The sequence below is a fragment of the Methylobacterium nodulans ORS 2060 genome (assembly GCF_000022085.1).
GTDB lineage: Bacteria > Pseudomonadota > Alphaproteobacteria > Rhizobiales > Beijerinckiaceae > Methylobacterium > Methylobacterium nodulans.
Map to the genome: position 1 here is coordinate 1486103 of NC_011894.1, position 25869 is coordinate 1511971.

Consider the following 25869-nt stretch of genomic DNA (forward strand, 5'->3'; position numbering starts at 1 on the left):
GCGGAGGAGTAACACAATCCGCCGCGCGGGGCCGCCTTAAGGCCGCCACGCGCTCGTGACCACGCACGGGAGCCGCCCGCCCCGGAAGGCGGGCCGCGCTCGCGCGAGGTGCATGATGGTCGTCCGGTCCCGTCCCGGCCTGGTTGAGGTTTTTTTCACGCTCCAGGGCTCGATCCTGCCGAAGATCGTGCGGCAGGTGGCCAGCATCACGGCCATCGCCTGCCTGGTAGTCGCGGTCGAGCGCCACTGGCCGCAGCCCTTCCCGGGCACCGAGGGAATCGGGCCCTTCACGCTCGTCGGGCTCGCGCTCTCGATCTTCCTCAGCTTCCGCAACAACACCTGCTACGACCGCTGGTGGGAGGCGCGAAAGCTCTGGGGGTCGCTCATCGCCGAGACGCGCGAACTCGCGCGGCTGATCGGCGTGCTCCTGCCCGGCCCCGACGAGGCGGCCACCCGGACCGCGAGCCTGCGGCGGCTCGCGGGCTTCGCGCATGCCCTCCATGCGCGCCTGCGCGGCCTCGACGAGGCCGCGGCGGCCCGGCCCTGGCTGCCGGACGGGGAGGGGGCGGGCCTGGCCTCGCGCGCGAGCTCCGCGGACGCGGTCCTGACCGCGCTCTCCGCCGACCTCGCCGCTGCCATGCGGCGCGGCGCCCTCGGCGATATCCTGTTCGCGCAGGCCCAGGCCCGGATCGCGGCCCTGTCGCAGATCCACACGTCCTGCGAGCGCATCCAGTCGACCCCGCTGCCCTTCGCCTACTCGCTGCTGCTCTACCGCACGGCCTGGCTCTACTGCCTGCTGCTGCCCTTCGGGCTCGCCGCCTCCCTGGGCTGGGCGACCCCGGTCGTCGCCGCCCTCGTGGCCTACACCTTCTTCGGGCTCGACGTGCTCGGGGACGAGCTGGAGGAGCCCTTCGGCACCGAGCCGAACGACCTGCCCCTCGACGCGATGCTGCGCATGATCGAGCGCATCGTCTGCGACGCTCTGGGCGAGCCCATGCCGCCGCTCCTTGCGCCGGAAGGGTGCGTGCTGCACTGACACCCGCGCGAAAAAGGTGCGCGGCTGCGGATCGCCGTTGCGCGGCCCGGCTCCATTTCGCCCTGGGACCGGCCCATGGTCGGGCCGACAGAGCCGGAGCGCCTCGACGATGATCCCCATGCTGGACCCTGCGACCCTCACCGTGTTCGTCACCGGCGCGACTGCCGGCTTCGGGGCCGCGCTCTGCCGCCGTTTCGCCGAGGCCGGGGCGCGGGTGATCGGCACCGGCCGCCGCCCCGATCGGCTCGACGCCCTCAAGGCCGAGCTCGGCGAGCGCTGCCACGTGATGCAGCTCGACGTGACGGATCGCGATGCGGTCTTCGCCGCGGTGCAGGCCCTGCCGGCCGGCTTCGACGCCCCCAATGTCTGCATCGCCAATGCGGGGCTGGCGCTCGGCCTCTCGCCCGCCCACGAGGCCGAGATCGACGACTGGGACCGGATGATCGCCACCAACGTCAACGGCCTCGCCTACACGGTGCGGGCGCTCCTGCCGGGCATGGTGGCGCGCGACGAGGGGCATATCGTGCTCCTCGGCTCGGTGGCGGGCGACTACCCCTATCCGGGCGGCAACGTCTACGGGGCGACCAAGGCCTTCGTGAAGCAGTTCGCCCTCAACCTCCGGGCCGATCTCCTCGGCCGGAACGTGCGCGTGACGAATATCGAGCCCGGCATGGCCGAGACGGAGTTCTCGCTGGTGCGCTTCGAGGGCGATGCCGACCAGGCCGCGAAGACCTACGAGGGCCTGACCGCGATGTCGGCCGAGGACATTGCCGAGACGATCTTCTGGTCCTGCATCCTGCCGCGCCACCTCAACATCAACCGCATGCAGATGATGCCGGTGATGCAGGCCTTCTCGCCCTTCGCGGTGAAGCGGGGCTGAGCGCGCCTTGGCGCGCGCCTCAGGCGAGACGGCGGCGCAGCCGCCGCCAGCCGAGCACGACGCCGCTCACCGAGACGATCAGCCCGAGGGCGCTCAACAGGCCGATCACCGCCTGCCGGGCGGGCGGGTGGCGCAGGAGCGGCCCGACATCGAGGGTGTGCAGGGCGTCGAACAGCCAGCGGTTCGCCCGCCTGCTGCGGTCGATCCGCCCGAGGATCTCGCCGGTGCCCGGATCGACGTGGAACCATGTGGCGGCGGGATCGGCGAAGACGAGGCGCAGCACCGGCAGGCGCGGCGCCCCGTGCCGGTCCGACCAGTAGGCATCGGGCGCGTCGAGCCGCAGGGCCGTCGCGAGCGGGGCCTCCGGCAGGAGGCCGCTCGCCGCCGCCAGGATGCGGTCCTGCGTCACTTCCGTGCCGCAGCAGGGCCGGACGCCGTCGGGCCCGGCGGCCAGCACCAGCGGATGGCCGCCGATCCAGGCGAAGCGGAGTTCGACGCTGCCCGGCGGCGCAAGGGCGAGGGTCTCGCGGCCCGGCGGGAAGGCCGGGGCAGCCTGCCCGGCATAGCGGGCGAGCGCCGCGGCATCGGGCATGCGCGGGCCGAACCAGTGGTTCGGGTTCATCGACAGCCAGCCGCTGAACACGAAGGTGACAACCGCAAGGCCTCCCGCCACGCCCGCAAGGTGGTGCCACGCGCGCCAGCCGCGATAGGGGGTGAGCCTTTTTCGCCGCAGGCGCAGCAGGCCGAGGCCGAAGCCGCTCACCGCCGCCGCGAGCGCCATGCCGGAGAGCCACAGCACCACCTCCCGCCAGAGCGCGGCCTCGGCCCGCAGGGGCGTGAGATAGATCCAGTGCGGCACGGCCCCGAGCCAGTTCCACACCCGCTCGGCCCGGGTCGTGTCGAGGGCGAGTTCTCCCGTGCCTTCCGAAAAATAAAGTTCCGTCCCGGCCGGGTCGCCGAGCGCCACGACCCGGAACGGGCGCGAGGCATCGTAGCGTGCCGTGACGGTCCACTGGTCGCGTTCCACCACGCCGCGATCCTCGACGTTCCGCGCCGCCGGGTGTCGGCGGGCGAGGGCGAGCGCCGCTTCCGCACTCAGCGGCGGCAGCGGCGCGCCCGTGACCGCGGAGAGCACAAGCCGGCGGCCATCCGGCCCCGTGAGGCGGTAGACCGGCTCGTCGTCCCGCATGGAGAGGGTGAAGGCGGCCGGAAAACCGGGGAGCCCCGCCAGCGCCTCCTGCGGCCCGAGCCGCACCGCATCGAGGGCAAGCGGCGGCAGCGCCGCCCGGCGCTCGGCCTCCGTCAGGGCGGGGAAGCCGACGAACAGCATCACCAGCCCGGAGACGAACCAGACGGCGAAGAACAGCCCGGCCGCGATGCCGAGCCAGCGATGGCCGAGATGCAGCCACCGTTTCATGGGCTTGGACCACCGCATCCGTCAGAACGTCACCTGATAGGCAAGCTCGACCGAGCGCGGGGGCCCAAGCAGCCAGGAATTGGTGTTGCCCGAGACCGCGTAGATCCGGTCGGTGAGGTTGTAGCCGCGCAGCGACAGGCGCGAATCCGGCGTCACCTGCCAGTCGAGGCTGGCATTGACGAGCGTGTAGCCGGGCCGGCGCGCGGTGTTGGCGAAGTCGCTGAAGACCGGGCCGACATTGTTGAGGCCGAGCCGCGCCACCCAGCCCGGCGCGAAGGCGTAGGCGATCCAGACATTGGTGACGCGCTGGGGCACGTCCTTCGGAACATTGCCGGCGTAGGATACCACCTGCCCTTTCACCCGCTCGGAGAAGGCGTCGTAGCGCGCCTGGAGCAGGGCGGTGTTGGCCTCGATGCGCCAGTGATCGTCGAGGGCGAAGGACAGGGCCGCCTCGACGCCCCGCGCGGATTGCCGGCCGACCTGCCGCGACTCACCCGGCCGGTCGGGATCGGGGACCAGCAGGTTGTCCTTGGCGATGTGGTAGGCGGCCAGCGTCCACTCGCCTCGGCCTCCCGCGAAGATGCCCTTCGCGCCGACCTCGACCTGCCGGCCCGTGGCGAGGTCGAACTGCGCCTGCGAGACGGTGGTGGTGATGAGGCTGCCGAGCGGATCGGCCGCGGTCGCGTATTGCGCATAGAGCGCGAGGTCGGGAACGGGGTTGTAGACGGCGCCGACCCGGTAGCTCAGGGACTCGAAGGTCTTGGTGAAGGCGGTGCCGGCGAGCGGCCGGGCGACGGAGACGGTGGGCGCGTCGAAGCGCACGCCCGTGATCAGCGCGAGCTGCGGCGTCAGCTCCAGCCGGTCCTCGGCGAAGACCGAGGCTTGGTTCACCCGCGAGATGATGTCCCGGCGCGTCCCGGCGAGGTTGAGGAAGGAGCCCGGCACGGGGAGAAAGGGGTTGACGAAGCTCACGCCCTCGAAGGGCGCGTTGCTGTCGCGGTCGAAGGCGATGCGGTTCACATCGAAGCCGGCCACCACGGTGTTGGGCAGGCCGAACAGGCTCCCGCGGACAGTCGCGTCGAAGCGGTTCCCGATCTGCTCCTGATGGTGGAGGATCTCGATGTAGTCGCTGCGGCGGATCAGCCCCGTCGCCGGCTGGAAGGTGTACTGCTCGACGTCGCGCCAGTGCCGCTCGGCGGAGAGCCGGTAGGCGGTGTTGCGGATGGTGACGTCCGGGCTCGGGCTCCACTCCGTGCGCAGCTGCGTCCAGTTGTCGAGCCAGGCCATGCGCGCATCGGCGACGTTGTAGTTGGTGAAGCGGATGCGCTCCGGCACGCGGGAGCCGATCAGCGGCGAGCCCCAGTAGCGGGTGGGCTCGTTGTAGCCGAGGTCGTGCGACAGGGTGAGGCTGAGATCGGGCGCGGCCCGCCAGGTGACCGCGCCGGAGAGCGCGAGGTTGCGGAAGTCGCCGTCCGGCCGGACCCAGCCGTCGGCGCGGTTGCCGCTGATGTTCAGCCGATAGGCCATCGCCTCGCCGATGGGCCCGCCCGAATCGAGGGCGAGCCGCGCCGTTCCGTCCGAGCCGAGGGCGGCCTGTGCCTCGTTCACGGGCGTGAAGACCGGCTTCTTCGGCACCACGTTGATCACGCCGCCGATGGCGCCCTCGCCGTAGAGCACGGAGGCGGGCCCGCGCAGCACCTCGATCCGCTCCGCCGACCAGGGGTCGAACGGGAAGGTGACGGTGCCGGCCCCGACATAGAGCCTCGTGCCGTCGTAGAGCTGCTGCACCGAGCCCGGCCCGGCGAAGCCCCGGCTGGTGAAGGAGAGATTGCCGTTGCCGGGATGCGCGATGCTGGTGATGCCGGTGGCGTTCTGCGTCACCGCATCCGCGATGGTGGTCTGGCCGCGCGCGCGGATGGTCTCGCCCGAGATCACGTCGAGGCTCGCCGGGGTCTGCAGCGGGGTCAGCCCGAGGCGGCTGCCGGAGCGGGCCGGCGCGGAGAGGGCGAGGCCGGGCGGCGGCCCCTCGCGCAGGCGGCCGGCCACCTCGATCATGTCGAGGGGGATCTCCTCGGCGCCGGCCGGCACGGCGAGAAGGAGGGCGAAGAGGGAGAAGCGGGAGGAGCGGAGCGCGGTCATGCGGGATCCGAAGCGGGGCGTCGGACCCGTCCTTAGCCGAAGCGGCGCAGAATGTAACGTTATAACGTTACGTATGGTCCGGCGGCGACGATCCCAGTCTCTGCGGTGCCTTGCGGCAGCGGAGCGGGGCGCATGTCGGCGGGCAGCGGCAGGCAAGGCGGGACAGGCGACGCATGTGGCACGTCACCGCGAGCTCAAGCCGACGGCCGCCGCGCGCCCGCTCCGGCTTCCACCAGGACACCCCGCCCGGCGTGCTCGCGTGTGACCACGGCTGACGGCAGGTCTCCTGGCTCGCGGGTCGCCGCCCCCCATCGTCTTCCCAGGGCAGACCCCAGTGACGTGGTGATGGAGGGCTCGCCGCTTACAGTTGCGGGGGCAGCCGCGGCCTCGGGCGCCAGCCCTCACCGCGTTCCCTTTTGATCCCCAAGGGGAACCGTCGCCGCATGCGTAGCCGTACGGATGCCCCGCGGTCAATCGCTGCCGGACCGCGGCCAAGGGCGCTGACGCCGGGCCGCGCTCCGCCGGAGCCCGCGAGCCTCGCCTGCCATCCGCGGCGACCGTCGCGGCTCACCGGGTCCCCCGGGCGGCGGGCTTGATCCGGATCAAGGCAGGGCGCGGCCCGCCCGGCCAAGACGAATCCGGACGACGCCGTTCCAGCCGTCTCTCCGTGCAAGGATCTCCCGATGAGCGCTCAGGTTCTGACTTCGACTGCTGCCCAGACCGTGCCCGCCCCGCAGGTCCGCTTGGCGACTGGCACTGCCGCGGGCGATCTTCCCACCTTGACCGCGCTCGGGCTCGCGATCGCCGCCACGCTGGTCACCGAGGTTCTGGTCTGGCTCGTCCTGTGAGCGCCTCCGAATAGATCGCGATGGCATCCGCGTAGGTGACCTCCCGCGGGTTGTTCACGAGGAGGCGGGTCTGCTTCATGGCGTCGGTGGCGAGCCGCGGCAGATCCGCCTCGCCGATGCCGATCGCGGCGAGCGAATCCGGCACGCCGCAATCGCGGCAGATCGCCCCGAGGCTCTCGACGAAGCGGGAGGCGGCCTCCGCCGGAGGAAGCCCGGCTGCCGCGGGGTCGAGGATCGGAGCGAGCTCGGCATAGAGTGCCTGCGCGGCGGGCAGGTTGAAGCGCATCACGCCCATCAGCACGAGGGCGTTCGAGAGCCCGTGCGGCACGTGGAAGAGGGCGCCGATCGGGTAGGCGAGCGCGTGGACCGCGGCGACCGGCGCGTTCGCGAAGGCCATGCCGGCGAGCATCGAGCCGAGCAGCATGGCTCCCCGTGCCGCACGGTCCGAGCCCTCCCGGCAGGCGGTGCGGATGTTCCCCGCCAGGAGCGTCAGCGCCTGCCGGGCGAACTGGTCCGACATCGGGTTCTTCTTGTGGCGGCTCGTATAGGCCTCGATGGCGTGCACCATCGCATCGATGCCCGTCGCCGCCGTCACGGAGGCGGGGAGGCCGAGGGTGAGGTCCGGATCGAGCACCGCCCAGTCGGGCAGGAGGGCGGCCGAGACCACGCCCTTCTTCTCGGTCGTCGGCGTCGTCACGATCGCGATCGGCGTCACCTCGGAGCCGGTCCCGGCCGTGGTCGGCACGAGGACGAGCGGGAGGCGCTGCCCTTTGGCGAGCCCGACGCCGTAGAGCGCGTCGAGGGGCTCGTCGCTGCGCGCCAGATAGGCGACGAGCTTCGCCGTATCGAGGGCCGAGCCGCCGCCGATCGCGAGCACGAGGTCCGTCCCCTCCGCTCGTGCCCTTGCCGCGGCGGCCTCGATGACCGCCGCAGGCGGGTCGGCCACCACCGCATCATAGATGCCGACGCTCAGCCCGGCCGCCTGGAGCGCGGCCTCGGCCGGCGCGGTCAGCCCCGCTCCCCGCACGCCCCGGTCGGTGACGAGCAGGATGCGCCGCGCCCCGAGCGGCCCGATGATCTCCGGCAGCTTCGCCGTGGCGCCGGGCTCGAACAGGATGTTGGGGCAGGTCTGGAAGGTGAAGGGGGTCATGGGGCGACCTCGAAAGGCATGGCGACGCGGGCGGACGGATCCTTGTCGAGACCGGTGCGGGTCACGGCGCGACCCGCCGCAGCACGAAGGCCATGCCGACCTGCGGCTCGCGACGCCAGCGGCCCTCGCCCACCGGGAGCAGCGTCACCACGTGGCCCCGCCGGGCAATCAGGGTGAGCCGGCCGGATTCGTAGCGCCAGGAGACCGGGTCGAACACCGTGAGGCCGAGGTCGCGGCAGCCCTCCAGCACCCGGAGCGCCCCGGGATCGAGGGCGAGCCGGCAGGTCTCCGTCTCGGCGTAGCGGTCGAGCGCGTAGACGCCCGCGACCCCCTCGGGCGCGGCGGGCGGTGTCGGCCAGAGGTCCGGCGGCGGCTTCGCGGCCGGCGCGGACTGGGGCAGCGCGACCGGCGTGACCGGCGGGAGAGGGGGAGCGGCCCGCGGCCCCTCCGGTGCCAGGGCGTAGGTCTCGCCCGAGCCCGCCGCCTTGAGAGCGCCCGGCGTCTCGGCGAGGGCGAAGTCGAGCACCGGCTTGGCCTCCGGGTCGAGGAAGCGCAGCGCCCCGTCCTCCAGCCGCCAGGCCGAAAGCCCGTTGAGGATCGGCAGCGCCCGCCGGCAGCCGGCCGGGAAGCGCAGCGCGTGGCCGCCCGAAGCGGCCTCGCTGGTCAGCGTCACGACGCAGCGCCGGTAGCTGCCGTCGAGGGCGAGGGTCCAGGTGCCCAGCGCCTCCGCGTCGGTGCGCGGCCGGGCGGGATCCGCCCCGGCCGCCCGCGGCGAGGCGGCCGCGAGGGTGAGGACCGCGAGGGCGACAAGGAGGCGGGCGGTCACGGCCGCGGCCAGGGCGTCTCGGCGACGGGCGTGAGCGGCCCCTTGCCGGAGAACCACGATACGAGGTTGTCCACCACGAGCTGACCCATCGCGGAGCGCGTGTGGACCGAGGCCGAGCCCACATGGGGCAGCAGCACCGTGTGCTCCTGCGCGATCAGCCCCGCGGGCACCCGCGGCTCGTCGGCGAAGACGTCGAGGCCCGCGCTCTGGATCGTGCCGTCCTGGAGCGCCGCGATCAGCGCCTCCTCGTCGACGAGGCTGCCGCGCGCGACGTTGATCAGGATGCCCTCGGGGCCGAGAGCCTCCAGCACCTCCCGGTTGACGATGCCCTTCGTCTCCGGCCCGCCCGGCGCCACCACCATCAGCACGTCCACCGCCCGCGCGAGGTCGATGAGCGAGGGGTGATAGGCGTAAGCCACATCCGCCTGCGGCCGCCGCCCGTGATAGGCGATCGCGACGCCGAACGCCTCCAGCCGGTGGGCGATGGCCCGCCCGATCCGCCCGAGCCCCAGGATGCCGACGCGCCGCCCCCGCAGGGTGCCGGTGAGCGGATAGGGCTTCTCCAGCCACTTGCCGGCGCGCAGGTAGCGGTCGACCTGCGGGATCTGCCGCACGGTGGCGAGCAGCAGCCCGACCGCGAGGTCCGCCACCTCGTCGGTGAGCACGTCCGGCGTGTTGGTGACGACGACGCCCCGCCGATTCGCCTCCACGGCGTCGATCGTGTCGTAGCCGACGCCGAAATTGGCGACGATCTCCAGCGCCGGCAGCCGGTCGAGGAGCACCCCGTCCACCCGAACGCCGCTCACCGCCAGCCCCTTCACCCGCGGACCCACCTCGGCGAGCAGCCGCTCCGGATCCGTCCCCGGCTCGGGCCTGTGCAGGGTGAACAGGCGCTCCAGGCTCTCGGTGACGAGCGGCATCATCGGCCGCAGCATCAGCAGGTCGGTGGACTTCAAGCGCGTCTCCCTCTCATCGGCCTCTCTGCATCCGACGATGGATGCAGGTGGCGGGCGCTTGATCTCGCGCCCGTGGCAACCGATGATGGCCCCGAACGATGAGAGGCGGCAAGCCGCCCACCCTTAGGGAAGGAAGCGCGATGAAGCCCGACGCGCCGCGTCGTCACGAATCCGTCGCCTGCTTGTGGCAGCGCTGCCGCTCCGTCATTCACCCCCGCAGGCCACTCCGGGCCGGGGCCTGACCGACGGGAGGAAGAGGCGATGGCCGGACTCGAGATCAGAAACGTCCAGAAATCCTTCGGCACCACGCCGATCCTGCACGGCGTCTCCATCGACATCCAGGATGGGGAATTCGTGATCCTCGTCGGCCCCTCGGGCTGCGGGAAGTCCACGCTCCTGCGGATGATCGCGGGGCTTGAGAACATCACGGCGGGCGAGATCCGGATCGGGTCGCGCGTCGTCAACGCGGTGCCGCCGAAGGAGCGGGACATCGCGATGGTGTTCCAGAACTACGCGCTCTACCCGCACATGACCGTGCGGGACAACATGGCCTTCTCGCTGAAGCTCAGGAAGGCGCCCAAGGACGAGATCGCCACGCGGGTCAACCGCGCCGCCGCGATCCTGGGGCTGGAGAAGCTCCTCGACCGCTACCCGCGCCAGCTCTCGGGCGGCCAGCGCCAGCGCGTCGCCATGGGGCGGGCGATCGTGCGCGACCCGCAGGTGTTTCTCTTCGACGAGCCGCTCTCGAACCTCGACGCCAAGCTGCGCGTCGCCATGCGGGCCGAGATCAAGGAGCTGCACCAGCGCCTGCGCACCACCACGGTCTACGTCACCCACGACCAGATCGAGGCCATGACCATGGCCGACAAGATCGTGGTGATGCATGACGGCGTGGTGGAGCAGATCGGCGCCCCCCTCGACCTCTACGACCGGCCCGACAACCTGTTCGTGGCGGGCTTCATCGGCTCGCCGGCGATGAACTTCCTGAAGGGAACCGTGACCGGATCGGGCTTCCGCACGGATGGCGGCCTCACCCTGCCGCTGCCGACGCGCGGCGCGCGGCCGGCGGATGGCCAGCGTGCCATCTACGGCCTGCGGCCCGAGCATGTGCGCCTCGGCGAGGGCGGCGTGCCGGTCGAGGTGGCGGTGGTGGAGCCGACCGGCTCGGAGACCCTGGTGCTGGTGCGCCCGCCCGGCGAGAGCGCGGGCACCGACGTCGTCAAGGATCTCGGCCGCGACATGGCCTGCGTCTTCCGCGAGCGCATCGCCGCCCGCCCCGGCGAGCGGATCTCCATCACGGCCGATCCGAACCTCGTCCACCTGTTCGACACCGAGAGCGGCCGTCGCCTGAACTGACCGCCCGGGCCGCGCGCGGCCCGGCGGACGATGCGGTAAGGTCAGGAAGAGTTGCAGCCCAACCCGGTTCAGCCGGACCGGGTTGGGGTCAAGAGGGGCGATAGCCCCTCCAGAGGGGCGGGAAGCCCCCGTCATCGACATATCGGGAGAAACGCCATCATGACGTCCTTCGATCGACGCTCGATCCTCAAGGGAGGGGCCGCCCTCGGCTTCGCCGCGGCCTCCGGCCTCGACGGGTTCGCGCGCGCCTGGGCGCAGGAGAACCAGTGGAAGCCGGAGCCCGGCGCCTCGCTCAAGCTCTTGCGCTGGAAGCGCTTCATCCCGTCGGAGGACGAGGCTTTCATGCGCCTCGTCGACGCCTTCACCAAGGCGACGGGCGTGCCGGTGAGCGTCACCAGCGAGTCCTTCGACGACATCCAGCCCAAGGCCTCAGTCGCGGCCAATACGGGCCAGGGTCCCGACATGGTCTGGGGCCTCTACTCCTTCCCGGCCCTGTTCCCGTCGAAGTGCCTCGAGGTCGGCGACGTCGCGGACTATCTCGGCAAGAAATACGGCGGCTGGGTGCCGGCGGCCGAAGCCTACGGCAAGGTGAAGGGCAAGTGGATCGCGATCCCGATGGCCTTCAACGGCGGCTACATCAACTACCGCATCTCGGCCGTGCAGAAGGCCGGGTTCAGCAAGGTGCCGGAGGATCTCGACGGCTTCCTCGAACTCTGCCGGGCCCTGAAGAAGAACAACACGCCGGCCGGATTCGCGCTCGGCCACGCCACGGGTGACGGCAATTCCTGGGCGCATTGGGCACTCTGGTCGCACGACGCCTACTTGGTCGATGCCAACGAGAAGATCATCATCAACTCGCCGGAAACCGCCAAGGCGCTCGAATACGTCAAGAACCTCTATCAGACGTTCATTCCCGGCACCGTCTCGTGGAACGATTCCTCGAACAACAAGGCGTTCCTGTCCGGTGAGCTCTACCTGACGAACAACGGCATCTCGATCTATGCCGCGGCGAAGACCGAGCGGAAGGACATCGCCGAGGACATGGACCACGCGGTCTACCCGGTCGGCAAGTCCGGCAAGCCGACCGAGTTCCAGCTCGCCTTCCCGATCCTGGCCTACACCTACACGAAGGCGCCGAACGCCTGCAAAGCCTTCATGGCCTTCGCGCTGGAGGCGCAGAACTACAATCCGTGGCTGGAAGCGGCGCAGGGCTACCTCTGCCACCCGCTGAACGCCTACGCCAACAACCCGATCTGGACCGCCGACCCGAAGAACAAGGTGTTTCGCGAGGCCTCGGTCCGCACGCTCGCGGCGGGCGGCCTCGCCCCGGTGAGCGAGAAGGTGGCGGCCGTCCTCGCCGACTTCGTCGTCGTCGACATGTTCGCCGCCTACTGCACCGGCCGCGAGGACGTGAAGGGCGCCATCCGCACGGCGGAGCGGCAGGCCCAGCGCATCTTCCGCTCGGCCTGACAAGCAGAGGCCGCGGGGAGGCTCCTCTCCCGCCCGGGAAAGGGGCCGCCCCGCGACCGATCGTTGGACGTCATTTTTTCTGGAGGCGCGCATGGCCGACCTCGCCCTCGACCGTCCGGTCGCTCCGAGCCAGGAGGGAACCTCCGCCTGGAGCCGGTTGCGCGCCAGCCGCGGCTGGCTCGGCTTCTGGTTCATGCTGCCGGCGGCGCTGATCCTGATCCTCTTTCTCGCCTACCCGCTGGTGAAGGGCATCTGGCTGTCCTTCACCGACACGCGGATCGGCCGGGGCGGGGCGTATGTCGGGGTCGAGAACTACGAATGGCTGTGGGACGACAGCGTCTTCTGGCTCTCGGTGTTCAACACGCTGCTCTACACCGTCATCGCCTCCGTGGCGAAGTTCGGGATCGGCCTCTACCTCGCCCTCCTCCTCAACAAGCGCCTGCCCTTCAAGGCACTGATCCGCTCGATCGTGCTGATCCCCTTCGTGGTGCCGACCGTGCTCTCGGCACTCGCCTTCTGGTGGATCTTCGACAGCCAGTTCTCGATCATCTCGTGGTCGCTGCGCCATCTCGGGCTCCTCGACCACAACATCGACTTCCTGGGCGACCCGAACTGGGCGCGCGCCTGCGTGATCTTCGCCAATATCTGGCGCGGCGTGCCCTTCATCGCGATCACGCTGCTCGCCGGGCTGCAGACCGTGTCGCCCTCCCTCTACGAGGCGGCAACGATCGACGGGGCGACGCCCTGGCAGAACTTCCGCCACATCACCTTCCCGCTGCTCACCCCGATCATCGCTGTCGTGATGACCTTCTCGGTGCTGTTCACCTTCACCGACTTCCAGCTGATCTGGGCCATGACCCGCGGCGGGCCGGTGAACGCCACGCACCTGATGGCGACGCTGTCCTACCAGCGTGGCATTCTCTCGGGCAGCCTCGGCGAGGGGGCGGCGATCGCCACCGCCATGGTGCCCTTCCTGATGCTGGCGATCGCGATCTCGTGGTTCGGCCTGCAGAACCGCAAGTGGCAATCGGGCTGAGGGAGATCCGCCATGGCTCAGGCGACCGCCGATCATTCCGAGGGGATGGCCTATCTCGAGACGCTGCCGCGCCGGCTCGTGACGGTCTACCTGCCCCTCACGATCATCCTCGTGGTGCTGCTCTTCCCGTTCTACTGGATGGCGCTGACCTCCATCAAACCGGACGATCAGCTCATCGACATGGAGACCTACAACCCGTTCTTCGTGGTGTCGCCGACGCTCAAGCACATCACGAAGCTGCTGTTCGAGACGCAGTACCCGCTGTGGCTGTGGAACACGATGCTGGTCTCGGTGGCCGCGACCGTGCTGTCGCTGTTCGCGAGCGTGCTGGCCGCCTACGCCATCGTGCGCATCCGCTACCGCGGCGCGGCGGCCGTGGGCGGCGCGATCTTCCTCGCCTATCTGGTTCCGCCCTCGATCCTGTTCATCCCGCTCGCCACCATCATCCAGGCCTACGGGCTGTTCGACTCGCCGCTCGCCCTGATCCTGGTCTACCCGACCATCCTGATCCCGTTCTCGACCTGGCTCCTGATGGGCTACTTCAAGACCATTCCGTACGAGCTGGAGGAATGCGCCCTCATCGACGGGGCCGGGCGCTGGCAGATCCTGACCCGGATCATCCTGCCGCTGGCGGTGCCGGGCCTGATCTCGGCGGGCATCTTCTCGCTGACCCTGTGCTGGAACGAGTTCATCTACGCGCTCACCTTCCTCTCCTCGACCCCGAACAAGACGGTGCCGGTGGCGGTGGTGAGCGAGTTCGTGGACGGCGACATCTATCGCTGGGGCTCGCTGATGGCGGGCGCGCTGGTCGGCTCGCTGCCCCTCGTCATCCTGTACTCGTTCTTCGTCGAGCACTACGTCTCGGCGATGACCGGGGCGGTGAAGGAATAGGCGGGCGCCTCATGCGGAGGGCGCAATCCGTTGCGGCGCCAAGCGCCCTTTCGCCCGTCTGGTCACCGTATTACATGGCGGGCTGGCCCTGCCTCCGGGGCGGGCCTGCAAAGAAAACGTGACAAGGCCCTTATCCGCCATGGCTCCGCGCACCCTCTACGACAAGATCTGGGACGACCACGTCGTCGATCGTCAGCCGGACGGCACCTGCCTCCTCTACATCGACCGTCACCTCGTGCACGAGGTGACCTCCCCCCAGGCCTTCGAGGGGCTTCGGCTCGCCGGGCGCCGGGTGCGCCATCCGGAGAAGACGCTCGCGGTGGTGGACCACAACGTCCAGACCTCGGACCGCAGCTTCGGCATCGAGGATCCGGAGAGCCGCACGCAGATCGAGACGCTGGCCGCGAATGTGCGCGAGTTCGGCATCGAGTATTACGACGCCCTCGACCGGCGGCAGGGCATCGTCCACATCATCGGCCCCGAGCAGGGCTTCACCCTGCCCGGCCAGACGATCGTGTGCGGCGATTCCCACACCTCGACGCACGGCGCCTTCGGGGCGCTGGCGCACGGTATCGGCACCTCGGAGGTGGAGCACGTGCTCGCCACCCAGACGCTGATTCAGAAGAAGGCCAAGAACATGCGGGTGACGGTGGACGGCAGGCTGCCGCCCGGCGTCACCGCCAAGGACATCATCCTGGCGATCATCGGTGAGATCGGCACCGCGGGCGGCACCGGCCACGTGCTGGAATATGCCGGCGAGGCGATCCGGAGCCTTTCGATGGAGGGCCGGATGACGATCTGCAACATGTCGATCGAGGGCGGCGCCCGCGCCGGGCTGGTGGCTCCCGACGAGACCACCTTCGCCTACGTGAAGGACCGCCCGAAGGCGCCGAAGGGCGCGGCCTTCGACCGCGCCCGCGCCTATTGGGAGAGCCTCGCCACCGACGAGGGCGCCCATTTCGACCGCGAGGTGCGGCTCGACGCGGCGAATCTGCCCCCGATCGTGACCTGGGGCACGAGCCCCGAGGACGTGATCTCGGTGCAGGGCCGGGTGCCGGATCCGGCGGCGATCGCCGACGAGAACGTCCGCCGCTCGAAGGAGCAGGCGCTCGCCTATATGGGCCTCGCGCCGGGGCAGAAGATCACCGAGATCGGCCTCGACCGGGTGTTCATCGGCTCCTGCACCAACGGCCGCATCGAGGATCTGCGCGTCGTCGCCAAGATGGTGGAGGGCCGGAAGGTCCACCCGAACGTGAGCGCCATGGTGGTGCCAGGGTCGGGGCTGGTGAAGCAGCAGGCTGAAGCCGAGGGCATCGCCAAGGTGCTGATCGAGGCGGGTTTCGACTGGCGCGAGCCGGGCTGCTCGATGTGCCTTGGCATGAACGCCGACCGCCTGAAGCCGCAGGAGCGCTGCGCCTCGACCTCGAACCGCAACTTCGAGGGCCGCCAGGGTCACAAGGGCCGCACGCATCTCGTCTCCCCGGCGATGGCGGCTGCCGCGGCAGTGGCCGGCCATTTCGTCGACATCCGCGAGTGGCCGCGCTCCGCGTGAGCGAATTCGGCGGCGGGCCGCGTTTCACCGTTGACGCTGAGCCTGCCGCCCACTAAACGATCCCCACCGCGGCGCTCCGGCGCCTCGGGCCCAGGTGGCGGAATTGGTAGACGCGCTGGTTTCAGGTACCAGTGGTGCAAGCCGTGGAGGTTCGAGTCCTCTCCTGGGCACCAACACCGATCTAAGGTGTTGAGCCGGAAAAGCTCTCAGCAGGATCAGGCAGTTAGGGCTATCCGGGTGGTACACACGGGTGGTGCAAATGGCCCTCCGAATGCCCCGTCCTTGGAAGCACCTCGAGACCGGCACCTACTATTCGATCCCGAGGCAGGATCGCTCAAAAGCGCGAGCGCCGAACGGACCGTCCCACTCCATTCCACCCTGCTCAAAGTCGGCTTCCTGGAGTTTGTGCGCGGGGTCGGGACGGGCCCCCTGTTCCCGGAACTGCGGCCCGACAAGTTTGGCCGCCGGGGTGGCAACGGCACAAAAATCCACGGCCCCTGGGTGAGGAAGCTCGGCATCACGGACAGTCGGATTCAGCCCAACCACGCGTGGCGGCATCGATTCAAAACCCTCGCACGACACCACGAACTGGGGACCGACATGGTGGATGCCATCGTCGGGCACGCCCGACGCACGGTGGCAGGCAGCTACGGCGAATTCCCGCTCACGGCTCTGAAGCGTGAGATCGAGAAGATCCCGGATTTGCTCGCCGCGTGTCAGCTATCCGTGCATCGGGGCTGCGAGCCAGGTTCGACTCACGCCGGAATGTCCCGCATCTCAAGCGAATGGCTGGGGTACAGTAGCTACGAGCGGCGCGTGGACTCTGCCTCGCCTTCAGGTTCGTAATCCCGACGCCCGTGACGGCGGAGTTAGGCACCGACGGTTCTGAGGATGCTCCCGAAGGCGCCAGCACCCGACAGGGGAGGGCATCATCGACGCGGCCGTTCAGCGCCCGCTCAATGCCGAGGCGGTGTTCTTCGCAATCCAGACCGCAACCGGGATCTCAGCCAGGGGACGTTCGCCAAGCAGTTCGCGGGCAACGAGGGCAAAGCCGATCCACGCCTCACCCTCGACCTGATCCTGCGCTGTCTTCGCCGTCCAGGCGAGCAACTCGGCCCAACGTGCACGCCGTGCGGGAAGAACCTGGTGCAGCACCGCCTCCTGCTGCTGGGTTTTGCTGCGTCCCGAACTCACCGCAGCATGGGCGGCCTGGTCCTGTTCGAACCAGGATTGCAGGAAGGTATAGGCCTTCGGCCAACGCTTCGAGGCAGTGAGCGCTGCCGTGACCGCCTTCGCGGACTGACGCTCGGCGGGCACCACGTCGAGGAGTTGCGCCACGAGCGTCTCGGCATCCAGGCGCTCGGGCCGGACCTGCATCAGGCCGACGGCTTCAAGAAACTGCACAAGGCCGAAGGGGGCGGCTCGCGTCGGTCCAGCCCCACGGCGAGGCCATGCGACACGGCGATTTGGAGGATCTCGGGCGAGGCGTCGAAGGGATCGAGCACGTGCCCGATCTCGGCCAGGAGCTGATCGGCCTCTCGCCGGCTGAGATTCTCCTGCACCCAGGCGTTACGCACGCCGAAGCCGTGCTTCACCAGAAGTGAGGCGAGCGCGAGTTTGCGGCCACGCTTCAGCGGGACAAAGAAGCTCTGCGCGCCGGCACCGTCGCAGCTTGAGGCGATCACCGCATTGATCTGCGCTGTCGCCTTGGTGGCGGGCAAAGCGCCACGCTGGCGGCAGGCTCGCACGGCAACGTCGAGGCTCGCCTGCACGAGCTCCGGCAGCCATGGCCGCATCAGCACCATGCGCTCGGTGCTCTCTGCAGAGACGAGCCCGCGTGCAGCAGCGGCGGCGAGGGCCTTTGCGGTTTGCTGGCTTACGGTCGGGCTCGGGTCCAGCAGCCAACCGAGGGCCGCCTCACGCATCGCGGGCACATCCGAGGTGATGAGCGAGCCGACGATTACGCCCCGCTGCTCGTCCGGGAAGGCGGCCAGCTGCTCGGACAGCTGCGCTTGAATGAGGAATGGATCGTGACCGAGGGCCTCGGCCAGGGCCGTGTAATGCGCGGCGATGTCCTCAGGGTTAAGGGGCGTGCTGTGCGCGGCCGCTTGCTCCGAAAGGGCTGCCGTGAGGCTGCGCAGATCATTCCCAAGGTCGAGCTTGGCGGTGGCAAACTGCTGAGCCAGCGCCATCAGCAGCTCCGGCGATAGCTGACCGGCCTCCGCCGCCTCGATGAGGGCGCGCTTCACCTCGGCGATGAGCTCCGCGGCGGGGCCATGGGCATCGGCCTCCAGCGCCATGCGAGCCTCCGCGAGCGCCTGCCCGATCATGAAGAGGAAGGCGTCACACAGGCTGTCGTTCGGGCACTTCTTCGCTGATTCAGCTATGAGCAGATCGAGGAGGATCAGGACCGCGCCGGCACTCTCAGACAGGGCAGCGCCAACTGCTTGCAGGCCCGAGCTCACCTGTCCGCGACGGAGATCGCCAGCGACGAGTTTGGCAAGCTGAAGCAAGCCGGCGCGTGGCGTGTTCGTCTTCACCGGCATCGGACAGGCGACCTCAACAGCGTAGGCTCATCGGCACCAGAAATGGGCCTTGATCAACCTTCATCGATGGCGGAATCGCCCGTGTCGATAGCGGGACGCGATTGCTGTTGACCAACACTTTTGAGGTAGGCCGCTCGGCGGCTCGCGCATGCGGGTCTACCGGCTGCATCAGGAGGGTTAGGGCTACGGTCTGCTGTCGCTTGAACCCTCTGTGCAGGCTTGCGTTTTCCGCCTTTCGCGCGAGGGCGAGCGATGCTGAGCGGCACGCAATGGGCGCTGCTGGAGCCGCCGATCGAAGAGGGCCGGCCCAAGAGCAAAACCCCGCCCGAAGATCTACGCCGGACCATCTCGGCCACCCTCTGGCGGCATGAGAATGGCGCCAAACGGCGCACCATTCCGGAGGATCTCGGTCCCTGATGGCGCGCGGCCCGATTCGGCCGGCCGCGCAATCGCCTTCCGGATCGCGCCGGGTCAGGCGCATGCACGGCCTCACGCCATTCCGCTCCTGGACCAGATGCCGGGTGTGCCGCTCTGGGTGATGGCCGACCGCGGGTACCAGCAATCGCTTTCGCCTGCACCGCTGGAGGCGGGGGGCACGTGTGGCTATCCTGTCGCAGCGTCATGAGGCGCCGGTCGCCTGCCCCGCTTGGATCGACACCAATCCCAGCCACGACGAGCTGCTCTGGGCTCGGCTCAAGGAATGGCGAGCCGTGGCCGCCCGCTCCGACAAGACCGCCTCAAGCTTCCTCGGCGTGCTTTGCCTCGCCGCCACGATCGACTGCCTCAAGTGACGGCAGACCGTAGAGGCCGTGGCGGCCAACTCCTCGCGGGCCATTCGACGGCAGTGTGACCGAACGAGGAGCAACTACCAGAAGTACGGCCCGTATCCGAGGCGCGGGCCAAACCCGAAGCCGACCGGACGAAATGGCGGGTAGACGTTCGGGCCATCGACAAAGTGCCGGCGGAAGGGCGGCCCATAGGCGTAGGGCGGCGGATCATCGTCGAACGGCTCAACGACCACCTCGCGCACCACGGGCGGCGGACGGTAGATCACGGGTCGCTCGATCACCACCTCGCGAACGATCCGACGCGTCCGGTAGACGGGCCGCTCGACGATGACCTCACGCACGAGGCGGCGGGGGCGATAGGTTGCGCGATAACGCAGCACCGGCCGGGCGCGGTAGATCCTGTAGCCGGAGCCGGCCGGTTCGTCGGCGCTGGCCGGCGCAGTGCTGGATGCCAGTCCTGCGCTGAGGGCGAGCGCGGCCGCGAGCATGGAGGCGATGGGCTTCATTTCGGTCCCCTGCAGAGCGCGAGCTCACGCCGTTCGACGCCTGCGCAACGTTCTACGCTCAAGCTTACGCTGGAGGGTGCCAGAGGGTTCCCGGCCGCAACGCGTGGCGCGCGGTTCGCGGCGGTTCGGGCAGCTGCTCGGCGCCTTCGCAGGCTGTGTCGCTGCTTTCTTCGTCAGGCGCCATGTGCTGGTTGGCCAGGGCTGACCGAACTGGACTTTCCCCACGCCCAGGACCGCGCCTGGCCTTGTCATCTACACCGCCCTAATCGGTTTGTGTGTTGCTGCCGGGCTATGTCACCGGCGCCCACGGCAGCCTCGGGACCGTGTCGCTCCTGCAGACCACCCAATCTCGCCCTCGCCAGCAGCGGGCCACATCAAAGACGGGCCTCGACGACCCTGCCGGTACGGTCGAGAACGCAGATCATGGTCGCTTCGCGAACTTCTGAGCCGAGAAAGCGGTCATAGGTGATGCGAACGTGAACCGGCGCTGAGAGCCGCCCACTTCGGGCTCGTCGGTCCTGTCCGGCAGACACAACCTCGACCTGACGCGCGCCACTACGGAATGCCTCACTCTCAACGGCTTGCCGGCAAGCCGCCACCACGCGGTTCCGACCGGGGCTGGCTTCCAACGGCTTGCTGACAGCGGCAAGGGCTGATGAGGTGCCGCGCACGAACCCGGCGCCGAGCGAGAAGGTGACGGACGTCTCACCACTGCTTGCTGCCGGTGATGAGACGTCCTGCAGAGCCGATGGCAAAGTGAAGCCTGACGCGTCGGCCGGCCTCTCTGCGGGCGCGCTGCGCCGTTCAGCCCGATGCACCTTCGTCGTCGACCCACCCACGGCCGGGGTGTCCAGGCTGTTCCATGCGTCTCGGGCTCCCGTTTGAGCCGTTTCCGCCCTCCCGTGAGTTGTGGCGGTCGTCAGCTCTTCCGGAGCTGCGGTGGAACGCAGGGTCGGCAGGTCGGTTGCCCTGCTTGCTTCGGCGGCTGAGTCAGGCTGCTCGGCCGCAGGAGCTTGGGTGTCGGCTGCCCCGGTGCTGGAGGCAGTCCCTCCGTTCAGCCGAAGCGCGCCGATCGATGTCACGGTTTCCGGGATCATCGTGGATGGGGCGGCGCTGGTTTCGTCCAAGCTCGCCCGGAGTGGGGGCTCGGACACGGGGACTTCCTTGGCCGTACTCGCTGCCGGGTCATTCCGCGCAATTCGCGCGGATGTTTCGTCGGGCCGGGACTGCGGCTCAGCAGACGGTGGCTCCCCCGGCTGAGCCGGCAGGGAATTCGAAGCGACATCCATCGACGGCCGCATCGTCCCATCTGCGGCCGCCATGGGCGCAGTCGAACTCCAGTCGTGGATCAGGAGAACCGTCCCGGTTACTGCAATGGTCAGAGCCGTGCCGGCAGCGACAAGGGTGTGAAGACGCCAGCGGGGGCCATGTAGTTCTGCACAGGATCTCAGAGGGCCTGGTGCCAGCGCGCGGCGCCCGCGGACATGGTGTGCCCACTGTGTCCTGATGGACAAATGCCCTGGGACGGCCCGTCCACGGCTCCTCCGCATCCTGCTCATCGACACAACTCCCGAGCATTCCGAGAATGGTTGAGCGAGAGGGGATCGAGCGTTTGAGGCTGAATCAAGGCAGCCTAAGACTTCAGGCTTAGTCCGCTGCTCTACCCCAAGCTGTTTTGCTGTGGCCGCTTCGCTGAGGCGCGTTGAGGGTGTGCGGAGAGGGCAAGATACGAGCCGGGCTGACCCGTGAGGCGGTAGACTGAGCGGACCAATGCCTGAGACGGTACCGCGGCCGTTTCGCACCGCCACGCCCAGGGCCAACCGGTCTCGATCGGGCAGCGCACCGCGCGTGAACTCGCGGAGGACCCCACCGCCTCATCTCGGACAGCGTCAAGGCCGGGAAGCTCCTGGCCCTCTGGCGAGACTTGCCCGGGTTCATCGAGTCTTTCGCCGTGCTGATTTCCGCGCTTGCGGATGAGACCGCGCAGGTCGGTGATCGGCCGGTCCAGATCGCGGCGAGAGACGCCGCCGATGCGCTGCTTGCGCTGGCGACCCCGGCGAGGATGGCCGCGATTGAACCACGCCCGTGGTCAAGACTTACTGCGTAGGTGTGCCGGCGCGCGAGGAGGCAATGATGTCGGAGAAGGCTCAGACGCGGGTGATCACTTTTCTAGGGCGGGGCTGCGCTGAGCTTCATGGCGACGAGATCCACCTGAAGATTTGCCCTCACTGTTCGCAGTGGAATTCACCGGCCGCATCGCACACGTCCCGCTGCGAGTGGTGCGGGTACGAACCGTCCCTTGAGCACGCCCAACCTGCGTCGGATGGGTCCTAATGGTCGAAGCTCGGTGTGATCAAGGTCTGAGATGGACGGTTCCCAGTGATCGTGTGAAGGAATGCTCATCAGAGGCCGCCTGCGGGCTGGCATGTGCAGCTCGTGATGAGATGGTGGCCATCAGCAGGCGCAGCGTATTATCTGCCGCCGGCATGAATGGCAGTAAGGGGCATATTATTTTCTGGATTGGCGAGCGATTGAGGCGTTAACCAAAAGGTTTTGCCGCTCAATTTGGTGTGAGAGGCGGCCACAATTATTCCCTATTCGGGGTGGCATCTGCAGACGGTTCTCTTCGGAGACCCAGCCTTGAAGCCCATACTGCCGGCCGGAGCTTGCCTCCGCGCCGGCATCTCTTCATACATTGCGTGCCAATCCGCGCCACGATGGCCGGAGGAGTTGAGCCTGATTGGTGGCCCGCATAAGCAGGCCAACTCAGCTTTCGGCCAGACGGCTTAGCCGCACATGCGCCGGTAGCGGCGGCAGTTACCCATTCCCTCCTCGCCGTACTCCTCCTTGTGCATGCAGGCGTCACGAAGATGACGACACATGCGCCAGTGTCGACGTTCGTCGCGGTCGTATCCCCGACCGTCATCGATGCGCACGCCGCCGGGCCCGAAGTAGACCCCCTGTGCGTAGCCGGCTCCCGGGAAGGCAAGGAGGGTTGCGGCCGCGGCCATACTGAGGACGAGTTTACGCATGAAACGCTCCTGACAACTCGTGTTCACCCACCCGACGGTGGAGCCAGAAACGTGGACCGGGCCTGAAGGGTTCATTCAGCTGGCGTTCCGACACGGTTGGGGTGCCATCTCGTGCACATCTGTGATTCAGAGCGGACACAGAGCGGGAGTGCAGCCTCTGGCGTGGTGAGCGGTGCCGATGCGCGATCGGGCTGCTGAGGGAGACATTCGGCTGGGACGAACGCTACGCGACCTGGCGCAACCCCTCTGAGCAGTGCCAATTGCAAACATCCCGCCGCAGATACCCAGCGGCGGGCCGCATGATGTCGATATTGAGTGTTGCGGCTCTTGCCCCAGCATCTGAGACATAGAAATGAAGGTCGTCCTCAGCCCTCACGGATGCTCAGTCATCTACCGCTCGACAAAGGCGTGAGCGTCAGGGCGAATGAGAGGCGGGACAGGCCGATCGCAATGCTCTACCCGCACCTGCAGTTCCGGCTCGGCCACATGCTGCTGCGAGCTTCGTCCACGGGTGCACCTCTCGGTCAGAGGCACCTCCATCAGCATCCGGCCGAAAGCGTCCGTAATCTCGAAGGTGCAGCGACCAGGATCATGCCCCTCCTCAACAAGGTCAGATACCATTCGCGGCAAGCCGTCGCACATATCCAGGTAGGCCGCTTCCAGGTCCTGGAACTCGATGCCTTCCTCGTCCCGCTCCAGGCCCTCTGCCGTCCTGAGATGAAAGTGGAAGACTGGCATTCAGACCTCCCTTCGTGGGCCTATGTTGGCGCCTCTGCCCCCGTCAGCAACTCTGAACCTGACGATCGAGATGCAATGGCCCGTTCTCTTGGGTGCACCTCAACATTGAAGCGAATTTGAGCTTCGGTTCGAGGTAGCTCGCGTCAAACTCACAGAGTCGCACTAAATTTTGCCAATTATGAATAAACAGCATCTTGTCGTCAAGTGTTATCAGGCCTCTCTGCTTTAAAATTCGAGCCATTCTGTTGACATGCACATTTGTTAATCCAAGTATATCGGCAGTATCTTGCTGACTGAATGGCAGTTCACAGCGGCAATCGTGTACCATTTTAAGTGAATGCTGCCGAACACAAATTTCGCATAGCAGATGCGCAAGGTGTTCAAGGGCAGAGCGTCGACCGAGACTCAGCATCCACTCGCGAATCACGACGGCATCTCCTACTAAGAACTGCCATAGTGCCTTAGCAATCCGCGGATGAGTGGCGGCAGTCTCTAGAAGACGCTCGCAAGGCGTGAAGGAGACTGTGCTTTCCGTTATTGTGCCAAGGCTGTAGTCGATGGCTGGCAGTTCCAGGCCCTGTAAATCTGGCAGATCACCCGCCATGTGCAGGGAGATGATCTGCCGCTTTCCACTGCTCAGCGAGCGATGGCACCACAACCAGCCATTCAGCACGACGCAGCACTGTGAAAGTCGATCACCTTCATGGAAAATGTCATAGCGCGGCGGGAACACCCGGACGCTTGCCGGTAGGTCCAATATCGCCCGCCGCTCGTCGCCTGTGACCGGCCCCATGCTCTCCAGCTTGCGCACCAGCAAGCCGAGGGGGTGGTCGTCTGTCATGTTCATCCTGCTCAGGCTCCTGGTGTCGGCAAGCTTTGCCTCGTAAGATTATAGACCATCCTTCCGAATGAGAAAACTATCCTGCGATCAGGTCCGACCTGCATAGCTTATCTGCCGCATTGCTGCGGTTGGTACTAGGCGTACATATGGCCTATCTGCTCTCACCTCTCTACTCCTGCATGATAGGTGTGCTCGGCTTACTCTGGCACAAGCGCATAACGTGGAATGCGAGGGCGACCAGTCAGGCCGACTATTGTGAGACATGCCGGACCTGAGCTGCCGGGTGTTTGTCTCCCTGGGGGTTTGAGGACCGCATCAGCCTCCGTTGAACGGCTCGCGGCACCTGAGCCGATGTCTCTCAGCCGCTGCTTTTGGCAAACAACGTCATCGGACGAAAAATGAGACTCTATCGCCAGCTGCGCGAGCATGGATTTGGTCCTCCTAGGACTGTCGCGATGATTGCCATCTGCCTGATGCTCCCTCTGGGTCGGATCGCGTCGTCTGTCTCTGACAAAATTTAGAGACAACCTGCTGATCCTCTATCCCGGAGTATGAGGAAACGTGATGCTGATCAGATGGTTGACTGGGACGCCGTCATCCTCCCCGGGGTCTATCTTCACGGAGGCGGAATCCGCGCCGATTGGTCGGGCGTGCTGATGCCTTGCCCTTATCCGAACGGACGACCGGAACACCAAACGCTCTGCTATGAGGGCCGACGTACGATGGCTGCCTTGACGGCGCATTCCCGTCCCGGAATCGGGTCCTGCTCAACAGGATCAATCGCTTATGAGCTAAGTACAACATCCGTTAATCTAAGTACAACATTTGATAAAGCAAAATTCCGCATTATCCCAGGTTGATTTCTGGCCATAGGCCCTTAGCCTCCCTCACGTGCCGGAACCTAAAACACCCGCAGTAGGCACACTCGAATGTACCACAATGGTAGGCATGTAACTCACTAGGGCATGCTGAAGGCGGGGAAAGCCAGATAGGACAACGTACGAGGAGCATCTAAATGGCTGTCACTCGGCAGCATGAGCAGAGCAAAAGAAACGAGCAGGTTCGCAAGTTTTCTGCCTCAGCCCAAGAAGCTATCGACAGATCAGCCGATCAAGGTTCCGACCCTGTCAGGCTTGCTGAGGAAAATTTGAATAGAGCGTCCGATCTGGGCAACCAAGTGGCTGACAGTGCACAGCAGATCATGCAGATGAGCGTTGAGATGATCGCAAGAAACACTCGTGCAATCAACGATCAGGTCGCGCGATCATTTGGTTTCGACGGCGAGGACAGTGAGCGCCTGGCAGGCCAATCCCGGCAGAACACGGAAGCCATCGCCCGCTGCGGCACGGTTCTGACTCGGGCGGTGCAGGACGCCTTCCGGAACAGCTTCGAGCTGGGTCAGAAGCGGTGGCAGCGCAACCTCGAGGGCTTGAACAAGCTGACTCGGGCCAAGTCGGTGCAGGAACTCGCCGTGCTCCAGAGCGAAGTGGCCCTTGAGAGTCTACAAAACTTTGTTCAGGACACGCGTGCTATCGCGGAGTCGTCGCTGCGGGCGATCGAGGAAGCCAGCAAGATCGTCTCCAGCGTGAAGCCGCTCACAATGGTGCGTTAGGCTGCTGAGGCAAGCGTTTGGCTTAGCCGTATACTACTCTCGCGGAGATGGATTGCCACTTTTACAGCCCGTCTCCGCGGGGCACCCAATCCCAGAGCACTCGGGGATGACAGAAGGCGAATACACTTTGTAACACCGTCGTGCGTTCGCGCTGACACATTCCGGCTTGCCGATGCCTCGCATCACGCAAAGGTTTGAGGCAGGGGGTCAATGCCAACGCGTGCCGGCATGAGTCCGCGTTGTGTGGAC

The 25869-nt window shown here is 67.5% G+C and carries 21 protein-coding genes, 1 tRNA gene, 2 pseudogenes and 1 riboswitch; of the genes and pseudogenes, 13 read left to right on the top strand and 11 right to left on the bottom strand.

From position 1 onward, the window contains the following. The first annotated feature begins 115 nt into the window (after positions 1-115). The gene (locus MNOD_RS06775) at positions 116-1036 is read left to right on the top strand and encodes a bestrophin family protein (RefSeq protein WP_015928099.1); all 921 of its coding nucleotides are present in this window, start codon (positions 116-118) and stop codon (positions 1034-1036) included. A gap of 109 nt (positions 1037-1145) precedes the next feature. After that, on the top strand, positions 1146-1916 hold the full coding sequence (locus MNOD_RS06780) for an SDR family NAD(P)-dependent oxidoreductase (RefSeq protein WP_015928100.1): 771 nt from the start codon (positions 1146-1148) through the stop codon (positions 1914-1916). A gap of 19 nt (positions 1917-1935) precedes the next feature. On the opposite strand, the gene MNOD_RS06785 is transcribed toward MNOD_RS06780, so the two are convergent. Beyond that, positions 1936-3333, bottom strand: a complete 1398-nt coding sequence (locus tag MNOD_RS06785; RefSeq protein ID WP_244424674.1) for a PepSY domain-containing protein — start codon at positions 3331-3333, stop codon at positions 1936-1938. Between the two features lie 21 nt (positions 3334-3354). After that, positions 3355-5472 (bottom strand): TonB-dependent receptor, encoded by a 2118-nt coding sequence (locus MNOD_RS06790; protein ID WP_015928102.1) that lies wholly within the window; start codon positions 5470-5472, stop codon positions 3355-3357. A gap of 259 nt (positions 5473-5731) precedes the next feature. Then, a riboswitch (cobalamin riboswitch) is annotated at positions 5732-5924 on the bottom strand. A gap of 231 nt (positions 5925-6155) precedes the next feature. On the opposite strand from MNOD_RS06790, the gene MNOD_RS46200 reads away from it, so the two are divergent. Next, on the top strand, positions 6156-6320 hold the full coding sequence (locus MNOD_RS46200; protein ID WP_015928103.1) for a hypothetical protein: 165 nt from the start codon (positions 6156-6158) through the stop codon (positions 6318-6320). Here MNOD_RS46200 and MNOD_RS06795 read toward each other — a convergent pair. From MNOD_RS06795 to MNOD_RS06805, 3 genes are all read right to left on the bottom strand, one after another. Further along, positions 6289-7470: an iron-containing alcohol dehydrogenase gene (locus MNOD_RS06795; protein ID WP_015928104.1), complete on the bottom strand. Its 1182-nt coding sequence runs from the start codon at positions 7468-7470 to the stop codon at positions 6289-6291. The genes MNOD_RS46200 and MNOD_RS06795 overlap by 32 nt on opposite strands. Positions 7471-7531: 61 nt before the next feature. Beyond that, the gene (locus MNOD_RS06800) at positions 7532-8296 is read right to left on the bottom strand and encodes an AprI/Inh family metalloprotease inhibitor (RefSeq protein WP_015928105.1); all 765 of its coding nucleotides are present in this window, start codon (positions 8294-8296) and stop codon (positions 7532-7534) included. Then, the gene (locus MNOD_RS06805) at positions 8293-9252 is read right to left on the bottom strand and encodes a 2-hydroxyacid dehydrogenase (protein WP_015928106.1); all 960 of its coding nucleotides are present in this window, start codon (positions 9250-9252) and stop codon (positions 8293-8295) included. Before MNOD_RS06805 ends, MNOD_RS06800 begins: the two co-directional genes overlap by 4 nt. 261 nt (positions 9253-9513) lie before the next feature. On the opposite strand from MNOD_RS06805, the gene MNOD_RS06810 reads away from it, so the two are divergent. The 7 genes from MNOD_RS06810 to MNOD_RS46205 all read left to right on the top strand — a co-directional run bounded on the left by MNOD_RS06810 (position 9514) and on the right by MNOD_RS46205 (position 16403). Beyond that, positions 9514-10608: an ABC transporter ATP-binding protein gene (locus MNOD_RS06810; RefSeq protein ID WP_015928107.1), complete on the top strand. Its 1095-nt coding sequence runs from the start codon at positions 9514-9516 to the stop codon at positions 10606-10608. A 159-nt stretch (positions 10609-10767) separates the two neighbouring features. Then, a complete protein-coding gene (locus tag MNOD_RS06815) occupies positions 10768-12078 on the top strand; it encodes an ABC transporter substrate-binding protein (RefSeq protein WP_015928108.1) in 1311 nt (436 codons plus the stop codon). A 91-nt stretch (positions 12079-12169) separates the two neighbouring features. Beyond that, complete coding sequence (locus MNOD_RS06820; protein ID WP_015928109.1) at positions 12170-13114, top strand: carbohydrate ABC transporter permease; 945 nt, start codon at positions 12170-12172, stop codon at positions 13112-13114. Between the two features lie 12 nt (positions 13115-13126). Further along, a complete protein-coding gene (locus tag MNOD_RS06825) occupies positions 13127-14005 on the top strand; it encodes a carbohydrate ABC transporter permease (protein ID WP_015928110.1) in 879 nt (292 codons plus the stop codon). Positions 14006-14144: 139 nt separating this feature from the next. Then, on the top strand, positions 14145-15557 hold the full coding sequence (gene leuC, locus MNOD_RS06830) for a 3-isopropylmalate dehydratase large subunit (protein ID WP_015928111.1): 1413 nt from the start codon (positions 14145-14147) through the stop codon (positions 15555-15557). A gap of 88 nt (positions 15558-15645) precedes the next feature. Further along, a tRNA-Leu gene (locus MNOD_RS06835) sits at positions 15646-15730 on the top strand. A 109-nt stretch (positions 15731-15839) separates the two neighbouring features. Then, positions 15840-16403: a site-specific integrase gene (locus tag MNOD_RS46205; protein ID WP_157091400.1), complete on the top strand. Its 564-nt coding sequence runs from the start codon at positions 15840-15842 to the stop codon at positions 16401-16403. Positions 16404-16502: 99 nt separating this feature from the next. Here the strand turns inward: MNOD_RS46205 and MNOD_RS06845 are convergent, their stop codons facing one another. Together MNOD_RS06845 and MNOD_RS06850 are read right to left on the bottom strand one after the other, a co-directional pair. Next, positions 16503-16934 carry a hypothetical protein gene (locus tag MNOD_RS06845; protein ID WP_015928112.1) on the bottom strand — a complete coding sequence of 144 codons (432 nt, stop codon included), beginning with the start codon at positions 16932-16934 and terminating at the stop codon, positions 16503-16505. After that, positions 16934-18103 carry a hypothetical protein gene (locus MNOD_RS06850; protein WP_015928113.1) on the bottom strand — a complete coding sequence of 390 codons (1170 nt, stop codon included), beginning with the start codon at positions 18101-18103 and terminating at the stop codon, positions 16934-16936. The genes MNOD_RS06845 and MNOD_RS06850 overlap by 1 nt, the downstream gene beginning before the upstream one ends. 252 nt (positions 18104-18355) lie before the next feature. On the opposite strand from MNOD_RS06850, the pseudogene MNOD_RS50550 reads away from it, so the two are divergent. Both MNOD_RS50550 and MNOD_RS42725 read left to right on the top strand, forming a co-directional pair. Next, positions 18356-18517 (top strand): annotated as a pseudogene (locus MNOD_RS50550) (IS5 family transposase); the annotation flags it as partial. Between the two features lie 16 nt (positions 18518-18533). Then, positions 18534-18894: pseudogene (locus MNOD_RS42725) on the top strand (transposase); the annotation flags it as partial. Positions 18895-18968: 74 nt separating this feature from the next. Here the strand turns inward: MNOD_RS42725 and MNOD_RS06865 are convergent. The 4 genes from MNOD_RS06865 to MNOD_RS42735 form a co-directional block, all read right to left on the bottom strand. Continuing rightward, entirely contained in the window at positions 18969-19397 is a 429-nt protein-coding gene (locus tag MNOD_RS06865) for a hypothetical protein (RefSeq protein WP_015928115.1), read from the bottom strand. Between the two features lie 2786 nt (positions 19398-22183). Continuing rightward, entirely contained in the window at positions 22184-22429 is a 246-nt protein-coding gene (locus MNOD_RS06875) for a hypothetical protein (RefSeq protein ID WP_015928118.1), read from the bottom strand. A gap of 390 nt (positions 22430-22819) precedes the next feature. Further along, a complete protein-coding gene (locus MNOD_RS06880; protein ID WP_015928119.1) occupies positions 22820-23167 on the bottom strand; it encodes a DUF6894 family protein in 348 nt (115 codons plus the stop codon). A 43-nt stretch (positions 23168-23210) separates the two neighbouring features. After that, the gene (locus MNOD_RS42735) at positions 23211-24014 is read right to left on the bottom strand and encodes a Crp/Fnr family transcriptional regulator (RefSeq protein WP_015928120.1); all 804 of its coding nucleotides are present in this window, start codon (positions 24012-24014) and stop codon (positions 23211-23213) included. A gap of 1009 nt (positions 24015-25023) precedes the next feature. On the opposite strand from MNOD_RS42735, the gene MNOD_RS06885 reads away from it, so the two are divergent. Continuing rightward, the gene (locus MNOD_RS06885; RefSeq protein WP_015928122.1) at positions 25024-25620 is read left to right on the top strand and encodes a phasin family protein; all 597 of its coding nucleotides are present in this window, start codon (positions 25024-25026) and stop codon (positions 25618-25620) included. Positions 25621-25869: the final 249 nt, after the last annotated feature.

Bases quoted from the DNA above. Each gene is read 5' to 3' on its own strand.
- MNOD_RS06825 (WP_015928110.1), top strand. From the start codon at position 13,127: ATGGCTCAGGCGACCGCCGATCATTCCGAGGGGATGGCCTATCTCGAG.
- MNOD_RS06785 (WP_244424674.1), bottom strand. From the start codon at position 3,333: ATGAAACGGTGGCTGCATCTCGGCCATCGCTGGCTCGGCATCGCGGCC.
- MNOD_RS06880 (WP_015928119.1), bottom strand. From the start codon at position 23,167: ATGCCAGTCTTCCACTTTCATCTCAGGACGGCAGAGGGCCTGGAGCGG.
- MNOD_RS06775 (WP_015928099.1), top strand. From the start codon at position 116: ATGGTCGTCCGGTCCCGTCCCGGCCTGGTTGAGGTTTTTTTCACGCTC.
- MNOD_RS06810 (WP_015928107.1), top strand. From the start codon at position 9,514: ATGGCCGGACTCGAGATCAGAAACGTCCAGAAATCCTTCGGCACCACG.
- MNOD_RS06885 (WP_015928122.1), top strand. From the start codon at position 25,024: ATGGCTGTCACTCGGCAGCATGAGCAGAGCAAAAGAAACGAGCAGGTT.
- MNOD_RS42735 (WP_015928120.1), bottom strand. From the start codon at position 24,014: ATGAACATGACAGACGACCACCCCCTCGGCTTGCTGGTGCGCAAGCTG.
- MNOD_RS06780 (WP_015928100.1), top strand. From the start codon at position 1,146: ATGATCCCCATGCTGGACCCTGCGACCCTCACCGTGTTCGTCACCGGC.
- leuC (WP_015928111.1), top strand. From the start codon at position 14,145: ATGGCTCCGCGCACCCTCTACGACAAGATCTGGGACGACCACGTCGTC.
- MNOD_RS06815 (WP_015928108.1), top strand. From the start codon at position 10,768: ATGACGTCCTTCGATCGACGCTCGATCCTCAAGGGAGGGGCCGCCCTC.
- MNOD_RS06795 (WP_015928104.1), bottom strand. From the start codon at position 7,470: ATGACCCCCTTCACCTTCCAGACCTGCCCCAACATCCTGTTCGAGCCC.
- MNOD_RS06875 (WP_015928118.1), bottom strand. From the start codon at position 22,429: ATGCGTAAACTCGTCCTCAGTATGGCCGCGGCCGCAACCCTCCTTGCC.
- MNOD_RS06820 (WP_015928109.1), top strand. From the start codon at position 12,170: ATGGCCGACCTCGCCCTCGACCGTCCGGTCGCTCCGAGCCAGGAGGGA.
- MNOD_RS46200 (WP_015928103.1), top strand. From the start codon at position 6,156: ATGAGCGCTCAGGTTCTGACTTCGACTGCTGCCCAGACCGTGCCCGCC.
- MNOD_RS06845 (WP_015928112.1), bottom strand. From the start codon at position 16,934: ATGCAGGTCCGGCCCGAGCGCCTGGATGCCGAGACGCTCGTGGCGCAA.
- MNOD_RS06850 (WP_015928113.1), bottom strand. From the start codon at position 18,103: ATGCCGGTGAAGACGAACACGCCACGCGCCGGCTTGCTTCAGCTTGCC.
- MNOD_RS06790 (WP_015928102.1), bottom strand. From the start codon at position 5,472: ATGACCGCGCTCCGCTCCTCCCGCTTCTCCCTCTTCGCCCTCCTTCTC.
- MNOD_RS06865 (WP_015928115.1), bottom strand. From the start codon at position 19,397: ATGAAGCCCATCGCCTCCATGCTCGCGGCCGCGCTCGCCCTCAGCGCA.